Genomic DNA, 16,458 nt, shown 5'->3' with positions numbered 1-16,458 from the left:
CCCAACCCGAGATCGGGTTATCAGGGCTCTTGGTGTGTGCGCTGACGCTCATAGAAGGCGATCGCCGCAGCAGTGGCCAGATTGAGAGAATCTGTGCCTGGCGCCATCGGGATTTTGGCTCGTACGTGAGTCGCACGCATCGCATGCTCGGTAAGTCCCGGCCCTTCAGCGCCGATGAGCAGCGCGACTTTGTCAGGATTGCCCGCTAGGGCTTCCTTCAGCATGGTGTCCGTGTTAGGGGTGAGCGACACCAGATGCCATCCGTCTTCCGCGAGCTGAGACAGGCTGCGCTGCCAGTTGCGCGGAGTGCCATCCAGATACGCAAACGGCAATCGGAGAACATGCCCCATGGATACCCGCACAGCTCTCCGATAGAGGGGATCCGCGCAGGCGGCGCCAAATAGTACGGCATCTACTTCCATACCCGCTGCGTTCCGAAAGAGCGAACCGATATTTTCGTGATCGCCGACGCCTTCCAGGATGGCGATGGTCTTCGCGCCATCCAGAGCCTCCTGCACGCTCGCGGGTTCCACGCGTTCTGCGGCAGCTAGGAGACCACGGTGCATATCAAACCCAGCCACTTGCTTGAGTGTTTCCCGAGAGATCACGTAAATGGGGATCTCCGCCACGAGTTCTGCTACGCCTTCTTCTTCGAGAAAGCTCCGGATCTTCGCATCAAAACCGACGATTGTCTTAACTGGGTAACGCGACTCCAGTAAACGCCTTACAATGAGCGGCCCTTCCGCGATAACCAACCCCTTGCCCCCTTGGTCTGAGTTCTTGAGATCCCGAACAGGGTCTAGTCGTGGATCGGTGGGGTCATCAATCTGGATGAAGTTAGTCATAGCAGGCTCATTCTAAATGCTAGGTGTGTTGCTAGGGAATCCGGAGCTCCGGGAAAGCCACAGCCGCCGCACCCAGTTTAAGCAGGTGAGACGACTGAGCGAGGCGGCTGTGCGAGGTGGCTAAGAGGGGCGTTGCTTAGCTAAAGAAGGACATGACAGGGTCAATGGCGAAGTACACCAAGAACAATGCCGAAATGAGCCACAGTAGCCAGTGGACTTGTTTGCCCTTACCTGAGGCGAGCGCCATCAGCACGTAGGCAATAAATCCAACGCCGATGCCGTTGGCAATGGAGTAAGTAAAGGGCATAACAACGATGGTCAGGAACGCCGGGAGCGCGATATCAAAGCGATTGAAGTCAATCTCGCGAATCTGTCCCATCATGAGTGCACCGACGATGACCAGCACTGGCGCAGCCGCTTCGATCGGGACAACGGAGTACAGCGGAGTTAGGAACATCGCGAGCAAGAAGAGGATACCGGTCACAACATTGGCCAGGCCGGTGCGGGCGCCGTCGGCAATGCCAGCCGCAGAATCTACGTAAACCGTGTTGGAGGAAGCGGACATTCCACCACCGATGATCGCGCCACAGCCTTCCACAATCAACGCCTGCTTCATATCAGGCAGATTGCCATGTTCATCGGTGAGACCGGCCTGCTTACCTAACGCGGTCATGGTGCCCATGGCATCGAAGAAGTTGGCCAAAACCAGTGTAAAGACCAGCAATGTAGCCGCCAGGACACCGACGCGAGTGAAGGCCCCCACGAGGTCCACAGCACCCACGATGGACAAGTCTGGCATCCCGCCGAGAGAAGAAGGCCACTTTGGTACAGCTAGGTTCCAACCGGTTGGCACTGGCTTCCCGTCGACGAAGGACGGGCCAGCCCCGGTGAGAGCCTCAACGACCATGGCGATCAGCGTGGTGAGAACAATGCCGATAAATAGTCCGCCACGAACATTTCGGGCGACCATGATGCCGCAGATAATCAAACCGATGACGAACACGAAGGTTGGCCACGAAGCGATTGAACCGTTAATTCCCAGGCCAACCGGAACCGTCGTACCCGCCGCATCTGGGATGCGGCGTACGAAGCCAGAATCAACCAAGCCAATCATTGCGATGAACAAGCCGATACCCACGCCCATGGCTGCTTTGAGAGCATCAGGGATAGCATTGAACACGGCGATACGGAATCCGGAAATGGCCAACAAAACGATGATGATGCCGTCGATCACCACCAGCCCCATGGCCTCTTCCCAGGTCAATCCTTCACCGGCCACCATGGTTACCGCTACCAATGTGTTGATTCCCAAGCCGGTGGCAATACCAAAGGGATAGCGCGCAACGAGCCCGAAAAGAAGCGTCATCGCACCTGCGGCCAGTGCTGTGGCAGCCGCGACCTGAGGAATCCCCAGCGCATGGCCGGTGTGGTCCTCAATAGTGCCGATGATCAGCGGATTAAGGATGATGATGTAAGCCATCGCGAAGAAGGTGACTACGCCTGCACGCACCTCAGTGCCCAGCGTGGAGCCACGCTCCGTGATGGAAAAGAATCTGTCTAACGCGCTCTTAGGCGCAGTGGCGGTTGCCGTCATAAGAACTCCAAGTTTGCTTCGCACCGCAATTGTTGATTAGTGCCCGTTACACAATCGCACCTAGAGCAGGGCTTTAGCAACCGCGGCGGTACAATTAACAAAACTATTCGCAGATGGGACGCACCCGATAGTGACCAAAATCCTCATCATTGATAACCATGATTCCTTCACTCATATCCTCGCTGATTTGGTTTTTCGAGCCGTCGGTATCCAGCCCGAGGTAGTTCGCAACAACCAGCCACGCCCGGAAGCCGACCTCGTCATCATCTCCCCCGGCCCGGGCCACCCTGCTGAGGCTGCCGATATTGGCTCCTCACGTACCGTCCTTGCCGAGGACACTCCCGTCATCGGCATCTGCCTAGGGCATCAGGCCATTGCTCTGGCGGCGGGGTGCACAGTCGATCGTGCGCAGCATCCCAAGCACGGCCTTAGCAGCGAAATCACCCACGACGGCAGCGGATTCTTCGCTGGACTTCCTTCACCACTGCAGGTGATTCGTTACCACTCCCTCGATGTCCGCGAAACCGAAGCCAGCCGGATCGAGGTCCTCGCGCGAGCCGAAGATGGCACCATCATGGCGCTCCGCCGCACCGACAAACCACAGTGGGGTCTGCAGTTCCATCCCGAATCCATCGGCACCGAGCATGGGGTACAGCTGATGCGCCAGCTTATCGACGCCACCGGTGTTATCACGACCTGGCGACGACGCCGCTGTGCGGTAGTTGATCCTGCGGCCTTGGTGGCAGCTATGCGCCGGGAGCATCCAGTTGTGTGCTGGCTCGACTCCTCCGACGGCTCCGGCATGCATCTTATCGGCGCTGGTTCAGAGTTGGTTTCCCCGCACCAGATCCCTGTCGGAATCCTGAGTAGCGATTCTGATCCCGCCCCGGTCACTTTCGTACCCGGCGCGATGGGAGTGCTCCCTTATGAAGCCACTGCGGGTATCGACGGCGGCGAATTCGTTTCCGGCAGCTTGCTCGTTCCCAAAATGGTGTACCAACTCATTGACGATGCTGCCTGGCTAATCTCTCAGGATGATTTTGCGCTACCGGAGCTAACATCAGCGCCCAGCCCGGCGCGGATTGCGGCACAGGTCGAAATGCGTCACAGTCGAGCGGACTATCGGCGCTTGATAGCTCAGTGCCAAGAAGCTATCGCAGCCGGCGACTCCTATGAGTTGTGTCTGACTACCAGTGCGCGGGCTTCCTACGAGGTTGACCCTTTAGCCCTTTATTTGAGGCTTCGTGAAATAGCGCCCGCCCCGATGGCGGGCCTGTTTCTGGGCGAAGTTTCAGTCCTGTCTTCCTCCCCGGAGCGTTTCCTTTCGATCCGCAACGGCACCATCACCGCCAGCCCGATTAAAGGCACTCGTCGGCGTGGTGCTTCTGCAGCCGAGGACACCGCTCTGGTCAATGATCTCAAGGCTAGCGTGAAGGATCGTGCCGAGAACCTCATGATCGTGGACTTACTCCGCAATGATCTATCCCGCAGCTGCGCCCCGGGCAGCATCCACGTGGCCGAGCTCTGCCAGGTGTATACCTTTTCGCAGGCTCATCAACTCGTCTCTACGATCGTCGGCCAACTTGAGGCTGACCCGCTTAACGCTATGCGAGCGGCCTTTCCTGGCGGGTCGATGACTGGTGCACCAAAACAGCGCTCCATGGACATCTTGGCGGAACTCGAGGAGCAACCCCGTGGCTATTATTCGGGCTGCATGGGGTATATTTCCGCCTCCGGTGAAGCAGACTGGGCTATATTGATCCGCACTGTAGTGCAACATGGCAGCCAGCTCAGTTACGGGGCAGGAGGCGCTATTACTGCGCTGAGCGATCCTGATGAGGAATACGACGAAGTGTTAGTGAAGATGCAACCCTTCCGCCTGTTGTTGGAGTCTTGATGCGCGTCACCAGTTTCCGTATGATTTCTGGCCACGTGCGCGGCCTCTCCTACCACTTCGAACGTCTAGGGCTTGATGAAGAACACGTGGAACAGGTCCGACGCCAACTACGCCAAGCAGGAGCAGCCGCATGCTTCCCTCTTGTCTCAACTGCGGGGGATGTAACGCTGCGTCCCGATCGGCGGGTCCCGATGACTGTCACGATAGATCCCATACCGCATCTGGATGAACGCTCAGACCCTACTGTGAAAGGGCCTGACTTGGATTGGCTCGCGCAATGCCAGCAGCTGAGCAAACTGCGGGGCTACGACGAAGGTCTCCTTGCAGATGCGCGTGGCACCATCGTCGAAGGAGTGTTTTCGGCGCTGCTGGTTTTCGAGGAGAACTCAGCGGTGTTCTCCGCACATCCACGCGCATTGCCTTCGACGACGGCGCGGTTGGCGCAGGAGTTTTTCCGGGAATGTGGCATTCCCACGCAGCACCGGCTTTTGGAGCTAGCCGATCTGGAGAAGGGGTGCTGGCTGCTCAACGCGTTTTCGGGGGCTCGAACTACTCGCGGTCACGATCGGTTGGCCCAGGAGTTTAATTCCTGGGCTTGGCGCCACGCTGAACGTGTCTAGAACTGTTCGTCGTCGAACGCTTCGTGCTCCGTGGCAGCAAGGTTTTGGGCCGGAGGGGTCTCAGAGTGAGCGCCGCAACCATAAGCTGCATGCACTACATGTCCGTCAGCCGCGAACTCATTGAAACACACTCCGAAGAAGTTTCCGACATCTGCAGCGGCGACATAGAAGGCACAGGTCTCACACTTAAGCTGGGATTTCTCCGCACTTTCCGTTGTTGGCCCAAAGGCTTCGCGCCATCGTTCCAGGGCTCCCTGAAAGCCAACTGAAGTGAGTTTGTGTCCGCCTTCGAGCTCCGTCAGGCGTTCGTCGTCGACACGCGGCGGAATGTACAGACCGGGTTGGAGATCCCCCGGCTGCACGCGATCCTCATAGGGAACCCACTCCGGGGCGCGCAGAGCATCCCGGCCCGGCATGAGGGCGACCTCGTTAACTGTGACGAACCGAGAGCCCTCGGCGCATGCCAGCACCACGTTCCACTCCCAGCCACGGTAACCAGGCATCTGGGCTTCGAAATGATGCGTCACAGCGTTCTTGTTAAGGACCGAAATCCCCGAGTGCACACCACTGGCGTCTTCCCCCATATCCGCGAGTGCATGCCGGGCTAGCTTCACTGCACGGGCATCAAAGAGCGGTCCGTTTGATCGTTTGCTTGAAGTTCCCACTCCCCCATTATGTCCGATAGGGCAAAATTGAATTCTATGAGATACACATTCGGCGTGAAATTGCTCGGATTCATCGGGCTCAGTAGCCTCCTCCTGAGCTGTAGCAGCAGCCCTGAGGTGGCTATGCCGAAAGAGCTTCGAACCGAGATCCTCGCTACTCATCCCGGCAGCACAGCTGCTTTCGCCCAAGGCCTGGAAGTAGACCGCGCAAATCCGAATCAGCTTTTGGTGGGAACCGGCTGGCATGGCGAGAGCCGGATTTACCGTCGCACCATCGACGGTGGAGAGCTCGCATCGAAGGACCTAAAACCCAGCGAATTCGGCGAGGGTATCACCCAATACGGGGACCATATCTGGCAACTTACCTGGCAAAGTGGCGTCGCTTACAAGCGTGATGCCACCTCGCTCGAAGTAATCGACAAAGCCCCAATTAGTGGCGAGGGCTGGGGATTGTGCGCCATGGATGACCATCTCATTATGTCGAACGGTTCCGCAACGCTCCAGGTGCTGGATCCGGACAGCTTCGCGGTACAAGGAGAGATTCCAACTGGCGTCGATAAGCTCAACGAGCTCGAGTGCGTAGACGGTCAAATCTATGCCAATCGTTTTCTCACATCAGAAATCGTCCGGCTGGACGCTGCCGGCAAGGTTACCGCGCGTATCGACGCCAGCAGCCTGCCGAACAACGCAGCACAAGACCCGAACAACGTATTAAACGGCATTGCCCACATCCCTGGCACTGACCGATTCTTAGTTACCGGGAAGCGCTGGCCCGATCTTTACGAAGTTCGGTTTGTGCCGGCTGATTAACTAGCATTGATGAGCATGGCTAACGTGCGCAAACGCAATTTGACTCAATTCCTCATTTTGATCATCGCGGTGGTCGCGGTCATCGCGGGCTCCATCGCCTTTCAAAATTGGTGGAATAGCCGGCCTGGCCCGGCCCCAGAAGCCGTAGCGATCAAGGCTAATGGGCAGGAAGTCCTCCCTTATACGGTGTGCGAACCGGGGGTCGAGTGCCCCGAGGGGAAGATTCCACAGATCAGCGTGCCTGCAGATGGCTCCCTGCGGATCGAAGTTCCCAAGGACATTTACGATCACGATTGGTCGGTGCTGAAGATTTACGATGATCCGGCTGCTAATGACCAGCACTATTTCAAAGCCAACGAGGCCAAGGACATGGAGATTCCCGGATCTCTAGACGGCGAACCTCGACCACGCTTGGTTGTGGTCGAGGTATCTACAGTTCTTATTGGACGCAACGCCGCTGGGGCGGAAACTCCCTACACAGTGGTGTGGTCCATCAACGCCAAGGAATCCTAAACGTCGAGTTCCTTCGCCACAGCGCGGAGGATTTCCGCCACCTGGCGTCCTTCCTTACGATCCGGGTAACGCCCCGCTAACAGCGGGGATTGGACGGAATTTTCCAACAACGTGATCATGTCCGAGACCATTGAGTGCAGCTCGTCTGGCTTGTACTTGTGCTGCGGCTTCCGTGCTGGGGCATCATCAAGCACTTTGACGCGCAGCGCCTGAGGGCCGCGACGTCCAGCGGCGAAGTCGAATTCGATTCGTTGACCAGGATGTAATTCAGTCACGCCTTTGGGCAATACCTGTTTATTTACGTAGACGTCTTCATCACCTGGATTGGAGACGAAACCAAATCCGCGTTCAACATCGAACCACTTCACTTTGCCAATAGGCATGATCGATCCTTCCCTAAAGATTCTCGTTCGCGCTCGGGAGCCTCTGTGGGGTTCTCGTGCCATTACCCACCGCTGGTTCGGTAGCGCGCGATAAGGATAAAGCTTGAAGTATAGCCTAGTTGTAACCGCAGTTCGGACTACTAACCAACCCCCGTTAGCCGTCACCACACGAAACATCGTTAACACCTGCTCCACACAAACGCGAGCCGTGACACAGTTCACAAGAAAAATTCTTTCGAGGCGAGCTGGGGTTTTAGTCCAACATCGCCCAAAGAACCATAAATCCACCACCAAAACGTGACTCTTTCGTGACAAACCATTACTGTTAGATAACAAGCACGGCGCTCGTTACTATCTTTTCTTTCGCCTAACCTTGTCTGGGAAAAGATATTCGAGCATATGGTCAGTGCAAACTTGAACACCATCCGTACATAACTTCATTGCAGACAAGGGCGGGGAAACCACTTTCTGGGGTCTTCCCTTGGGGTGAAGCCACGTTCTGTGGCCAGGCACATATATCCTCCGCCTGAACCCGACAGCTAACCTCGCAGGCGTAAATGAGAGGAAAACTTTTAACATGGCACGTCACGCTGCTAAGACCGTATCCTTCAAGGCAAAGTTCGCTGCCTCCACCGTCGCTTTCGGCGCTGCAGCTACCCTGCTCGCCCCTACCGCCTCCGCTGCTACCGACTCCGACTGGGATCGTTTGGCAGGCTGCGAAGCCGGTGGCAACTGGAACATCAACACCGGCAATGGCTACCACGGCGGCCTGCAGTTCTCCCCATCCACCTGGAGCGCTAACGGCGGCCAGGAGTTTGCCCCTTACGCATACCAGGCCACCCGCGAGCAGCAGATCGCCGTTGCCGAGCGCGTGCTTGCCAGCCAGGGTTGGGGCGCATGGCCAGCTTGTTCCGCCAGCCTCGGACTGAACTCCCCCGCCACCCCTCGCACCGCTGCAGCTACCCCAGCAGCAGTACCTTTCGATGCTCCAGCCGAGCAGGCTGCACCTGAGGCTCCTGCTGCCGCACAGACCGCTGCAGATGCCGCTTACGCACAGGTAGAGGCTCAGTTTGCAGCTCGCGGAATGGAAGTTCCAGCAACTGTCAAGGCTTACTTCGAAGCCAACAAGGGCAACATCAACTCTATTCTTGGCGCAGACATCAACCAGATCGCTACCAGCTCTTAATTTTGTAGCGCGCTGAGCTTTTCACGGCGCCTACCTGCTTGCCCGACTCGGCAAGCAGGTAGGCGCCGTTTGGCATTTCAATTGCCTTTTGCCTTGACTGGCAGCAATCAACCTACCCCCATTGCGGGCAAAATTCTCGACTCCCCCTGAACCCCAAAATTGGAACTCGCTCCGCTTTTCGCCGGAACAGCATCACCTTTTATACACCCAACCGCCCCCGAATTTCGGATTCGCCATTAGCAAAACTCACATATCCTCACATCTTTACAATTTTGCGAAGACGAACATTTACACTCAACTACACCCCTGACCTCAATTTACCTGCAATTCACATGGCGTTTGTGTAGCGTCTCACATGATCTTCACAAAGGTGACAGACGCCGCATTTAGTACTTGAGGTGAATATGAAATCCGCAACACCAACTCCGGAAGAGTTTCTCGCGGTAAGCGAATCCGCCGAGTTCCACGAACTCCGCAGCACTTTCCGGAAGTTTGCCTTCCCCATCTCCGTCGCGTTTCTGGCGTGGTTCATGTTTTACATCATTACCGCGACTTTCGCGGTGGACTTTGTTTCCCAGAAGCTATATGGCGCCATCAACATCGGCATGGTCCTCGGCTTGGCCCAGTTTGCGACCGCAGCCCTAGTCACTTGGCTCTACGTCCGCTTCGCAGACAACAAGCTCGATCCAGCCACCGCTGCACTGCGCGAGCAGATGACCCGAACCTCTCCAGAAAGCAAGGTGTAGTAATGAACCAGATCTTGGCAGCTGGCGAGCAAGTCTCTACCGGCAATCCGATTCTCAACATTTCCATTTTCCTCCTGTTCATTGTCGCGACCATGACCATCGTTGTCCGTGCGACTCGCACCACCTCTCAGAAGGGCTCTGACTTTTACACCGGTGGCGCTTCCTTTTCTGGCTGGCAAAACGGACTCGCCATTTCTGGTGACTACCTCTCCGCCGCGGCCTTCCTCGGTGTCACCGGCGCAATCGCACTGAGTGGTTACGACGGCTTCCTGTATTCCGTGGCCTTCCTTATCGCGCTACTAGTCGCGATGGTGCTTGTTGCGGAGCCGCTGCGTAATACGGGCAAGTTCACCATGGCAGACGTGCTTTCTTTCCGCCTGAATCAGAAACCAGTTCGCATGGCCGCAGCTATTTCTACTCTCGCGATTTCCCTGTTTTACTTGATTGCTCAGATGGCTGGCGCCGGCGGACTCGTGGCTTTGCTGCTCGGCATCAGTGGCAAGGGTGCGCAGGCAATCGTCGTCGGTATCGTTGGTATTCTCATGATCGTCTACGTCCTCGTCGGTGGCATGAAGGGCACCACGTATGTCCAGATGATCAAAGCTGTGCTGCTCGTCGGTGGCTCAATCGTCATCACCTTGCTCACTTTCGTTGCAGTCAAGGGCGGTTTCAATGCCGTGCTTGAAACTGCGGTTGCGAATCATCCTAAGGGTGATGCCATCCTTAACCCGGGACTCAAATATGGCAAGAACACCCTCACCAAGCTGGACTTTATCTCCTTGGGCATGGCATTAGTGTTCGGTACCTCTGGCCTGCCGCACGTCCTGATGCGCTTCTACACCGTCCCTACTGCTAAAGAAGCCCGCCGCTCCATCGTCTGGACGACCGGCATCGTCGCGGTCTTCTTCCTGATGACGGTAGTGATGGGTTATGGTGCAGCCGCTCTCGTCGGCGCTGACCAGATCGCTAATGCTCCCGGTGGCGCGAACTCTGCAGTCCTGCTGCTGTCATCCAAGGTCGGCGGCACCATCTTCATGGCTTGTATCTCTGCTGTAGCCTTCGCGACGATCCTCGCTGTGGTCGCTGGCCTCGCCATTACAGCCTCCGCCTCCGTAGCACACGATATCTACAACTCAGTCCTTCGTGACGGCAAAGCAACAGAAGAAGAGCAGGTACGTGTTTCCCGTATCACCGTGATTGTCATCGGTGTATTGGCTATCGTCATGGGCATCGGAGCCATGGGGCAGAACATTGCCTTCTTGGTCGCGCTAGCTTTCGGTATTGCTGCCGCAGCTAATCTGCCAACAATTTTGTACTCCCTGTACTGGAAGAAGTTCAACACCACCGGCGCACTCTTCTCCATCTATGGTGGCTTGCTGACGTCGATCATCCTGATCATCTTCTCCCCGGCCGTCTCCGGTGCACCGACAGCGATGATCCCGGGGGCAGACTTCGCATGGTTCCCGCTCACCAACCCATCGATCATCGCGATCCCCACGGGCTTCCTACTCGGTATCATCGGCACCCTGATCGGCAAGCCAGACAACTTCCCGCTCAAGCGGGCAGAAATGGAAGTACGCTCTCTCACCGGTGTTGGCGTGGAAAAGGCAGTTCAGCACTAAGCAATCCCCCGCATCTCCCTAGGAAACCCTAGGGAGATTTTTGCTGCTTAGCTTTTCGACGTCCATTGCGCGGCTCGTTCCCCAAGCGCAGTTACTCCGAGCAGCAGGAAGGGCCAGCAGCACCAACCTGCTGGCCCTTCCTTGGCAAAAAACTACTTGTTAATGCGGGTGTATGGGTGGACGTAGCCGATCTTCTCTGCCGGAAGCGGAAATGGCATGTCATCACCGTAAGGGCTGGATGCGCCAGCCAGACGAGAAACCAATTCCGTAACAGGGTGACCGCTGGTTTCCGGGAGATGCTCAGGCCAGCCCGGATCGACGTAGCTATTCTTCTCGATTTTTGACATGCACCTATTGTTTCAAAACTCGAGCTAAAAAGTCACTTCTCGGGACGTTAAACTTGAGCCATCATGAAAAAACCTTCTTCCTCGGGCGATACCATCCCCAGTTTCCGCGAGTGGCTTGCAAGCTTAAGCGACGAGCAACTGTCGGAATTGCTGTCGCTCCGACCGGACACTGTCCTACCATTACCGCCCGGAATCAGCTCTCTAGCTGCGCGGTTACAGTTGCGGGCGTCGATTAGCAGAGCCCTGCGTTCGCTCAATACCATCGACTTGCTGGCGTTGGAGGCGGCGGCTTCGATTGGCGGTGAGTTTACCCCTGTTACTGCCCCCGAAGTAGTGAGCTTGATCGAGGATCGCACTCAACAGCACGGGGATTCCTGCCCACCTGCCACGGAAATTGCGGAGTCCCTGGATAGGCTCCGATCCTTCGGCCTCATTTTTGGCGCTGAACATTTCCTCGTGCTGCAAGAGGCGATGTCCGCACTTCCTACTGGCTGGCAGCTACTTCCTGATGCCGCAGCTACTCCAGCTGACCTTGCCGAGCAGTTGTCCAATCTGTCTGCTCGATCCAAGAAGATCCTCGTCACCTTGGCACAATCCGGTGGCACTGGCGTCACTAAGGATGCCGCGGTGGACGCAGATCCGACTCGTCCGATCCCGCAGCTCATTGCCAAGGGGCTACTGCATCGCGTCGACGAAGGCACAGTTCAACTGCCCCAAGCTGTACACAATCAGTTGAGTGGCAGGCTTCGTCCACCGCTCAGCGTGCCTAGCGTCCGTTCACAAGGCCAAGTCTTACAAGATGAGGCGGACCAATCCGGTACTTCCGCCGGGCTTGAGGTTTGCCGCACTTTAAGATTGCTGCTCCAGGAGCTCGGTGCCGCGCCGGTGTCTACGCTCAAGGGTGGTGCGATCGGGGTGCGGATGACGTCTCGGCTAGCCAAAGCCCTGAGCATCAGTGAGGTCGAAGTTGCCCGTCTGATGTGCCTCGGAGTGTCCGCCGGGTTGATCTCCCGAGGGGTCCCGGAACCATTGCCCGATGATGACGATGGCGGAGATTACTACGCACCTACCCCCTTAGCTGACCAATGGCTCGGCAGCTCCCTAGCAGAGCAGCTGCACGGACTCCTTGCCGGCTGGCGCGATAGCGTGTGGGCACCTTGGCAGCTCGGTACGAGCCAAAATGGCGCAAAGGTCCACTTGTTGGCGAGCCATATGCGGGAAACTCACCTCCCCGAATGGCGCGAACTGCTCATCGATTCTCTCGGACAGCTGCCCTTGGGCGGATCCGTGCCGGGCATCCGCGAACTACTCAGCTTCCATCACCCGCTCGCTGCTGCCGCGATACCGGAACACACTGTGCAGGAACTGCTCGATGAGGCCGTCTGGATCGGGGCGGTCTCCGGTGGTGTCCTCACTAGTGCCATCCGCTTAGGCACACTCACAGTTCCGCCACCGGTCGAACAACTGATTGTTCAGGCTGACATGACGATGCTCGCCCCCGGACCACTCACCCCGAAGGTACAACAATTCGTGGATGTGCTTGCGGAGCTGGAATCCTCTGGCCTGGCAAGCGTTTACCGCATCACCGAGAGCTCAGTACGCAGGGCCTTGGACAGCGGGCTGTCCGCTTCGGAGATCATGCACCAGTTGACCGAGCTTTCCCTTACGCCCTTGCCACAGTCGATTGGATACCTCGTCGATGATGTCGCCCGCAAGCACGGTAGCCTGCGTGGTGGACCAGCAATGAGTTACCTACGGTGCGATGACCCCGCACTAATAATTCAGGCGGTCGAGGCGGTCGGTGATCTCCTCGCTTTGCGAGCAATCGCGCCGACCGTGGCCATAGCCCAGGCCCCACTCATAACGGTTATTAAGGCTTTGCGAGCCAAGGGTTTTCAACCTACTGCTGAGGATGCCTTGGGCGCGAGCTTGAACCTCGCTCCCGTACCCGCGCGAGTCCCGCAACCTCCCGAAGCACAGCCTAAGGCCAGCCTCGATCACAGCCGTATTGAGGCGGCCGTGCACGCTATTCGTCGTGGTGAAACGGCACGCGACGCAGTAGCAACCGGCACCCGCGCTCCTGCTTCAGAGACGCTCAGTGTCTTGCAGGCTGCCGCTCGCGCAGGAAAAACGGTGACCCTCGGGTTCGTCGATAAGCAGGGCGTTGCTGTGCACCGAGTGGTGCGCCCAGTAACTGTCGCGGCCGGGCTTGTCGACGCGATCGATACCACCACCGGCAGCGTCTACCGCTTTCAGGTACATCGAATCACCGAGGTTTTAGTGCAATAATGGTGGTTTGACCTTTTCATGCGAGGAGAGCGCCTGTGAATTTTGATGGCCCGATGATTGTCCAATCAGATAAGACAATCTTGCTTGAGATTGACCACCCTAAGGCCGGCGAAGCTCGCATGGCGCTCGCTCCTTTCGCAGAACTAGAGCGAGCCCCAGAACACATCCACACGTATCGCATCACACCGCTGGCATTATGGAACGCGCGCGCAGCAGGACACGACGCCGAGCAAGTGGTGGACATGCTGGAGCGGTATTCTCGTTTCCCTGTCCCCCAGCCGTTGTTGGTGGACATCGCAGAAACGATGTCACGTTATGGTCGTGTTCGGCTGCATAAACACCCTGCTCACGGATTGATCTTGGAATCTTCGGAGCCTCCGATTTTGGCGGAGCTGCAACGTCACAAGAAGATCAAACCAATGTTGGGGGCACAGCTGGATGCAGAAAGCATTGTGGTGCATCCTTCCGAGCGGGGTCGGCTCAAGCAGGAATTGCTGAAGGTTGGCTGGCCCGCTGAAGATCTTGCAGGATACGTCGATGGTGAGGCGCACCCGATTTCGCTGTCTACGAAGCACGAGGACTGGCAGCTGCGCGATTATCAGCAAATGGCGGCAGAGTCTTTCTGGGAGGGCGGCTCGGGAGTCGTCGTGCTGCCTTGTGGCGCTGGCAAGACCATGGTGGGAGCTGCTGCGATGTCAAAGGCACAAGCCACGACCTTGATTTTGGTCACCAATACCGTCGCCGGCCGACAGTGGCGGGATGAACTGCTTCGTCGCACTACTTTGACCGAGGAAGAAATCGGTGAGTACTCCGGCGAGAAGAAGGAGATCCGCCCAGTCACCATCGCGACCTATCAGGTTGTCACCCGCAAAACTAAAGGTGAGTTTCGTGCTTTGGAACTCTTCGATTCTCGCGATTGGGGGTTGATCATCTACGACGAAGTGCATCTTCTTCCCGCCCCAGTGTTCCGGATGACATCTGATCTGCAGTCACGTCGACGGCTCGGCCTCACGGCAACCTTGGTGCGTGAGGATGGCCGCGAGGGAGACGTGTTTTCCCTCATTGGGCCGAAGCGTTACGACGCCCCCTGGAAGGACTTGGAGTCCCAGGGCTTCATCGCGGCCGCCGAGTGCACCGAGGTGCGCGTGACTATGACCGAGGCGGAACGGATGACCTGCGCGACTGCGGAGCCTGCGGAGCGTTACCGCCTCGCCTCAAACGCGGCCGGAAAAATGAGTGTGATCCGCAAGCTTCTCTCCCGCCATGCAGGCGCGCCGACTCTCATTATTGGTGCGTACGTTGACCAACTGGAGGAGGTAGGCGAGGCTTTAGGCGTTCCGGTGGTGGAAGGAAAGACCTCGAATGCACAACGCCAACGACTGTTTGATCAATTTCGCACCGGAAAGCTACAGACTCTTGTTGTCTCTAAAGTTGCCAACTTCTCTATCGACCTTCCGGAAGCTGCCGTTGCCATCCAGATTTCTGGTACTTTTGGTTCGCGGCAGGAGGAAGCTCAGCGTCTTGGCCGGCTGCTGCGCCCTAAAGCTGATGGAGGTCAGGCGCATTTCTACACTGTAGTGAGCAGGGATAGCTTGGATGCAGAATATGCCGCCCATCGCCAGCGCTTCCTCGCAGAGCAGGGCTACGCCTATCGAATTATTGATGCTGAAGACATTGACTCATAGAAAGAAACCAATGCGCACGTTTTCCTTCACTATTGACTCTGAACATAACAAACAGAACAATGAGTTTTCCCGCGACGCCTTTCGGCTGCAAGTATCCTCCGGGGTATTCGGATTAGTGCTGTTACTTGTCGCGTTCTTCGTTTTTCGGCTTTCCGACGGCGCGACGTGGGGACTAGCTGTTTCCATTGGTCTGTTGGCCTTCGCCCTTTTCTGCTTCTTCCTCGTCCTTGTCTTGCCCAAACAGATGGGCACTGCCCAGGACATGTTTGACAAGTATGAACTCGTTCCTGCGGTGATCGCTGAGGTAAACGCTAGAGACATGGTTTTGCTGGCGCTTGTCGACGCCAACGCCGGCGAAGCCACACAGCCGGTTCCAGCGCTCGCGACGCGAACAATCAGCAATCTGCGAGGGCACGATAGAGTTGTCGGAGAACGCGTGCCTGCGGTGGCTGTGACCGGTCGCCGATCGGTTTCTTCCACGGATCGTTGGGATGAAATTTCGCCAATGCCAATCGCGTGGGGAACTCCTGACAATACCGTCATCAAAAAGGCGAAAAAGACGATCCCAGAAAATGAATGGAATCGCCTTATGAAGTACCTAGATCGTCTTGAGGAAGTAAAAGCAACCCCGTTGAACCTGCTAGTTTTGTAGCTGAAACTTCCGTACTTGCTTGTGCAAAATTCGGAAGAGCATGAAGATCGCTGCAGCCATAATGATATGCCCCAGCCCCGATACGCCCGCAAGGGCGGCGGGGTATTCTTGTCCCTCCTTAAGGACTTGGAACACTCCTTTCACCACCATCATCGTGGTCATCCACACCAAACCTACGGTGTAGGTCCAAAAGAATGCGTTGAACAGCTTATGCTCGTCCAATTTAAACACGGCATTGAGAGCCATTTGGATGAGGAAGGAAAACATGCCAAGCACTAGTAAATGCGTGTGGAGTGTGGAGAGTTGCGTTTCTCCCATAAAGTCATTAGCTCGAGTGAATTCTCGATAGAAGACGCCGGCCACCAAACCAAGGACGGCAAAGGCTGCGGCTGCGGTATATAACTTCTGCATGATGCTAACTCTAGTGGCAATATCCAAGAATTCAGCGTTGGCACAGCACCTCAATTGTGGTGTTGTTTTTTGTGGAGTATAGGAGAATCGAACTCCTGACCTCCTGCTTGCAAAGCAGGTGCTCTACCAATTGAGCTAATACCCCAAAACACACGAAAAACACGCCCCACACCCCACAACCGGGGCATGCGAC

The 16,458-nt window shown here is 56.7% G+C and carries 16 protein-coding genes, 1 tRNA gene and 1 riboswitch; of the genes, 10 read left to right on the top strand and 7 right to left on the bottom strand.

Annotation, left to right across the window (positions count from 1 at the left end):
• Positions 1–20 precede the first annotated feature (20 nt).
• Together WG936_RS07450 and WG936_RS07445 are read right to left on the bottom strand one after the other, a co-directional pair.
• Complete coding sequence (locus tag WG936_RS07450; protein WP_339563935.1) at positions 21–845, bottom strand: TrmH family RNA methyltransferase; 825 nt, start codon at positions 843–845, stop codon at positions 21–23.
• Between the two features lie 136 nt (positions 846–981).
• Positions 982–2,439: an NCS2 family permease gene (locus WG936_RS07445; protein ID WP_339572520.1), complete on the bottom strand. Its 1,458-nt coding sequence runs from the start codon at positions 2,437–2,439 to the stop codon at positions 982–984.
• Positions 2,440–2,569: 130 nt separating this feature from the next.
• Between WG936_RS07445 and WG936_RS07440 the strand changes: the two genes are divergently transcribed.
• Complete coding sequence (locus WG936_RS07440; protein ID WP_339572519.1) at positions 2,570–4,336, top strand: chorismate-binding protein; 1,767 nt, start codon at positions 2,570–2,572, stop codon at positions 4,334–4,336.
• The gene (locus WG936_RS07435) at positions 4,336–4,956 is read left to right on the top strand and encodes an aminotransferase class IV (protein WP_339572518.1); all 621 of its coding nucleotides are present in this window, start codon (positions 4,336–4,338) and stop codon (positions 4,954–4,956) included. The genes WG936_RS07440 and WG936_RS07435 overlap by 1 nt, the downstream gene beginning before the upstream one ends.
• Here the strand turns inward: WG936_RS07435 and WG936_RS07430 are convergent.
• Positions 4,953–5,540 carry a DUF3027 domain-containing protein gene (locus WG936_RS07430; protein ID WP_445227774.1) on the bottom strand — a complete coding sequence of 196 codons (588 nt, stop codon included), beginning with the start codon at positions 5,538–5,540 and terminating at the stop codon, positions 4,953–4,955. The genes WG936_RS07435 and WG936_RS07430 overlap by 4 nt on opposite strands.
• A 117-nt stretch (positions 5,541–5,657) precedes the next feature.
• Between WG936_RS07430 and WG936_RS07425 the strand changes: the two genes are divergently transcribed.
• Together WG936_RS07425 and WG936_RS07420 are read left to right on the top strand one after the other, a co-directional pair.
• Positions 5,658–6,431 carry a glutaminyl-peptide cyclotransferase gene (locus tag WG936_RS07425; RefSeq protein WP_339572517.1) on the top strand — a complete coding sequence of 258 codons (774 nt, stop codon included), beginning with the start codon at positions 5,658–5,660 and terminating at the stop codon, positions 6,429–6,431.
• 9 nt (positions 6,432–6,440) lie between these two features.
• Positions 6,441–6,944: a DUF2771 domain-containing protein gene (locus tag WG936_RS07420; RefSeq protein ID WP_339563941.1), complete on the top strand. Its 504-nt coding sequence runs from the start codon at positions 6,441–6,443 to the stop codon at positions 6,942–6,944.
• On the opposite strand, the gene WG936_RS07415 is transcribed toward WG936_RS07420, so the two are convergent.
• The gene (locus WG936_RS07415) at positions 6,941–7,327 is read right to left on the bottom strand and encodes a cold-shock protein (protein WP_339563942.1); all 387 of its coding nucleotides are present in this window, start codon (positions 7,325–7,327) and stop codon (positions 6,941–6,943) included. The two genes, WG936_RS07420 and WG936_RS07415, sit on opposite strands and share 4 nt — an antisense overlap.
• A gap of 418 nt (positions 7,328–7,745) precedes the next feature.
• A riboswitch (cyclic di-AMP (ydaO/yuaA leader) is annotated at positions 7,746–7,896 on the top strand.
• A gap of 8 nt (positions 7,897–7,904) precedes the next feature.
• On the opposite strand from WG936_RS07415, the gene WG936_RS07410 reads away from it, so the two are divergent.
• From WG936_RS07410 to WG936_RS07400, 3 genes are all read left to right on the top strand, one after another.
• The gene (locus WG936_RS07410) at positions 7,905–8,513 is read left to right on the top strand and encodes a transglycosylase family protein (protein WP_339563943.1); all 609 of its coding nucleotides are present in this window, start codon (positions 7,905–7,907) and stop codon (positions 8,511–8,513) included.
• Between the two features lie 404 nt (positions 8,514–8,917).
• Complete coding sequence (locus WG936_RS07405) at positions 8,918–9,259, top strand: DUF485 domain-containing protein (protein ID WP_339563944.1); 342 nt, start codon at positions 8,918–8,920, stop codon at positions 9,257–9,259.
• Between the two features lie 2 nt (positions 9,260–9,261).
• The gene (locus WG936_RS07400; protein ID WP_339563945.1) at positions 9,262–10,881 is read left to right on the top strand and encodes a solute symporter family protein; all 1,620 of its coding nucleotides are present in this window, start codon (positions 9,262–9,264) and stop codon (positions 10,879–10,881) included.
• Between the two features lie 152 nt (positions 10,882–11,033).
• On the opposite strand, the gene WG936_RS07395 is transcribed toward WG936_RS07400, so the two are convergent.
• Positions 11,034–11,228, bottom strand: a complete 195-nt coding sequence (locus WG936_RS07395) for a hypothetical protein (protein WP_339563946.1) — start codon at positions 11,226–11,228, stop codon at positions 11,034–11,036.
• A gap of 63 nt (positions 11,229–11,291) precedes the next feature.
• Between WG936_RS07395 and WG936_RS07390 the strand changes: the two genes are divergently transcribed.
• The 3 genes from WG936_RS07390 to WG936_RS07380 are packed head-to-tail and all read left to right on the top strand — an operon-like array spanning position 11,292 to position 15,854.
• On the top strand, positions 11,292–13,517 hold the full coding sequence (locus WG936_RS07390; protein ID WP_339572516.1) for a helicase-associated domain-containing protein: 2,226 nt from the start codon (positions 11,292–11,294) through the stop codon (positions 13,515–13,517).
• A gap of 53 nt (positions 13,518–13,570) precedes the next feature.
• On the top strand, positions 13,571–15,202 hold the full coding sequence (locus WG936_RS07385) for a DNA repair helicase XPB (protein WP_445227946.1): 1,632 nt from the start codon (positions 13,571–13,573) through the stop codon (positions 15,200–15,202).
• 10 nt (positions 15,203–15,212) lie between these two features.
• Entirely contained in the window at positions 15,213–15,854 is a 642-nt protein-coding gene (locus WG936_RS07380; RefSeq protein WP_339572514.1) for a DUF3239 domain-containing protein, read from the top strand.
• Here WG936_RS07380 and WG936_RS07375 read toward each other — a convergent pair.
• Entirely contained in the window at positions 15,843–16,265 is a 423-nt protein-coding gene (locus tag WG936_RS07375; RefSeq protein ID WP_339572513.1) for a DUF2871 domain-containing protein, read from the bottom strand. The genes WG936_RS07380 and WG936_RS07375 overlap by 12 nt on opposite strands.
• Positions 16,266–16,337: 72 nt before the next feature.
• Positions 16,338–16,410, bottom strand: a tRNA-Ala gene (locus WG936_RS07370).
• Between the last annotated feature and the right edge of the window lie 48 nt (positions 16,411–16,458).

The sequence above is a fragment of the Corynebacterium sp. H127 genome, assembly GCF_037482665.1.
Lineage (GTDB): Bacteria > Actinomycetota > Actinomycetes > Mycobacteriales > Mycobacteriaceae > Corynebacterium.
Note: the sequence above shows the minus strand (reverse complement) of the source record. Positions and strands in the feature narration are given on the sequence as shown.

What these genes read in the sequence shown, in the direction of transcription:
- WG936_RS07450 (WP_339563935.1), bottom strand. Translation starts at nt 845, where the DNA reads ATGACTAACTTCATCCAGATTGATGACCCCACCGATCCACGACTAGAC.
- WG936_RS07445 (WP_339572520.1), bottom strand. Translation starts at nt 2,439, where the DNA reads ATGACGGCAACCGCCACTGCGCCTAAGAGCGCGTTAGACAGATTCTTT.
- WG936_RS07435 (WP_339572518.1), top strand. Translation starts at nt 4,336, where the DNA reads ATGCGCGTCACCAGTTTCCGTATGATTTCTGGCCACGTGCGCGGCCTC.
- WG936_RS07430 (WP_445227774.1), bottom strand. Translation starts at nt 5,540, where the DNA reads ATGGGGGAAGACGCCAGTGGTGTGCACTCGGGGATTTCGGTCCTTAAC.
- WG936_RS07425 (WP_339572517.1), top strand. Translation starts at nt 5,658, where the DNA reads ATGAGATACACATTCGGCGTGAAATTGCTCGGATTCATCGGGCTCAGT.
- WG936_RS07420 (WP_339563941.1), top strand. Translation starts at nt 6,441, where the DNA reads ATGAGCATGGCTAACGTGCGCAAACGCAATTTGACTCAATTCCTCATT.
- WG936_RS07415 (WP_339563942.1), bottom strand. Translation starts at nt 7,327, where the DNA reads ATGCCTATTGGCAAAGTGAAGTGGTTCGATGTTGAACGCGGATTTGGT.
- WG936_RS07410 (WP_339563943.1), top strand. Translation starts at nt 7,905, where the DNA reads ATGGCACGTCACGCTGCTAAGACCGTATCCTTCAAGGCAAAGTTCGCT.
- WG936_RS07405 (WP_339563944.1), top strand. Translation starts at nt 8,918, where the DNA reads ATGAAATCCGCAACACCAACTCCGGAAGAGTTTCTCGCGGTAAGCGAA.
- WG936_RS07400 (WP_339563945.1), top strand. Translation starts at nt 9,262, where the DNA reads ATGAACCAGATCTTGGCAGCTGGCGAGCAAGTCTCTACCGGCAATCCG.
- WG936_RS07395 (WP_339563946.1), bottom strand. Translation starts at nt 11,228, where the DNA reads ATGTCAAAAATCGAGAAGAATAGCTACGTCGATCCGGGCTGGCCTGAG.
- WG936_RS07390 (WP_339572516.1), top strand. Translation starts at nt 11,292, where the DNA reads ATGAAAAAACCTTCTTCCTCGGGCGATACCATCCCCAGTTTCCGCGAG.
- WG936_RS07385 (WP_445227946.1), top strand. Translation starts at nt 13,571, where the DNA reads ATGATTGTCCAATCAGATAAGACAATCTTGCTTGAGATTGACCACCCT.
- WG936_RS07380 (WP_339572514.1), top strand. Translation starts at nt 15,213, where the DNA reads ATGCGCACGTTTTCCTTCACTATTGACTCTGAACATAACAAACAGAAC.
- WG936_RS07375 (WP_339572513.1), bottom strand. Translation starts at nt 16,265, where the DNA reads ATGCAGAAGTTATATACCGCAGCCGCAGCCTTTGCCGTCCTTGGTTTG.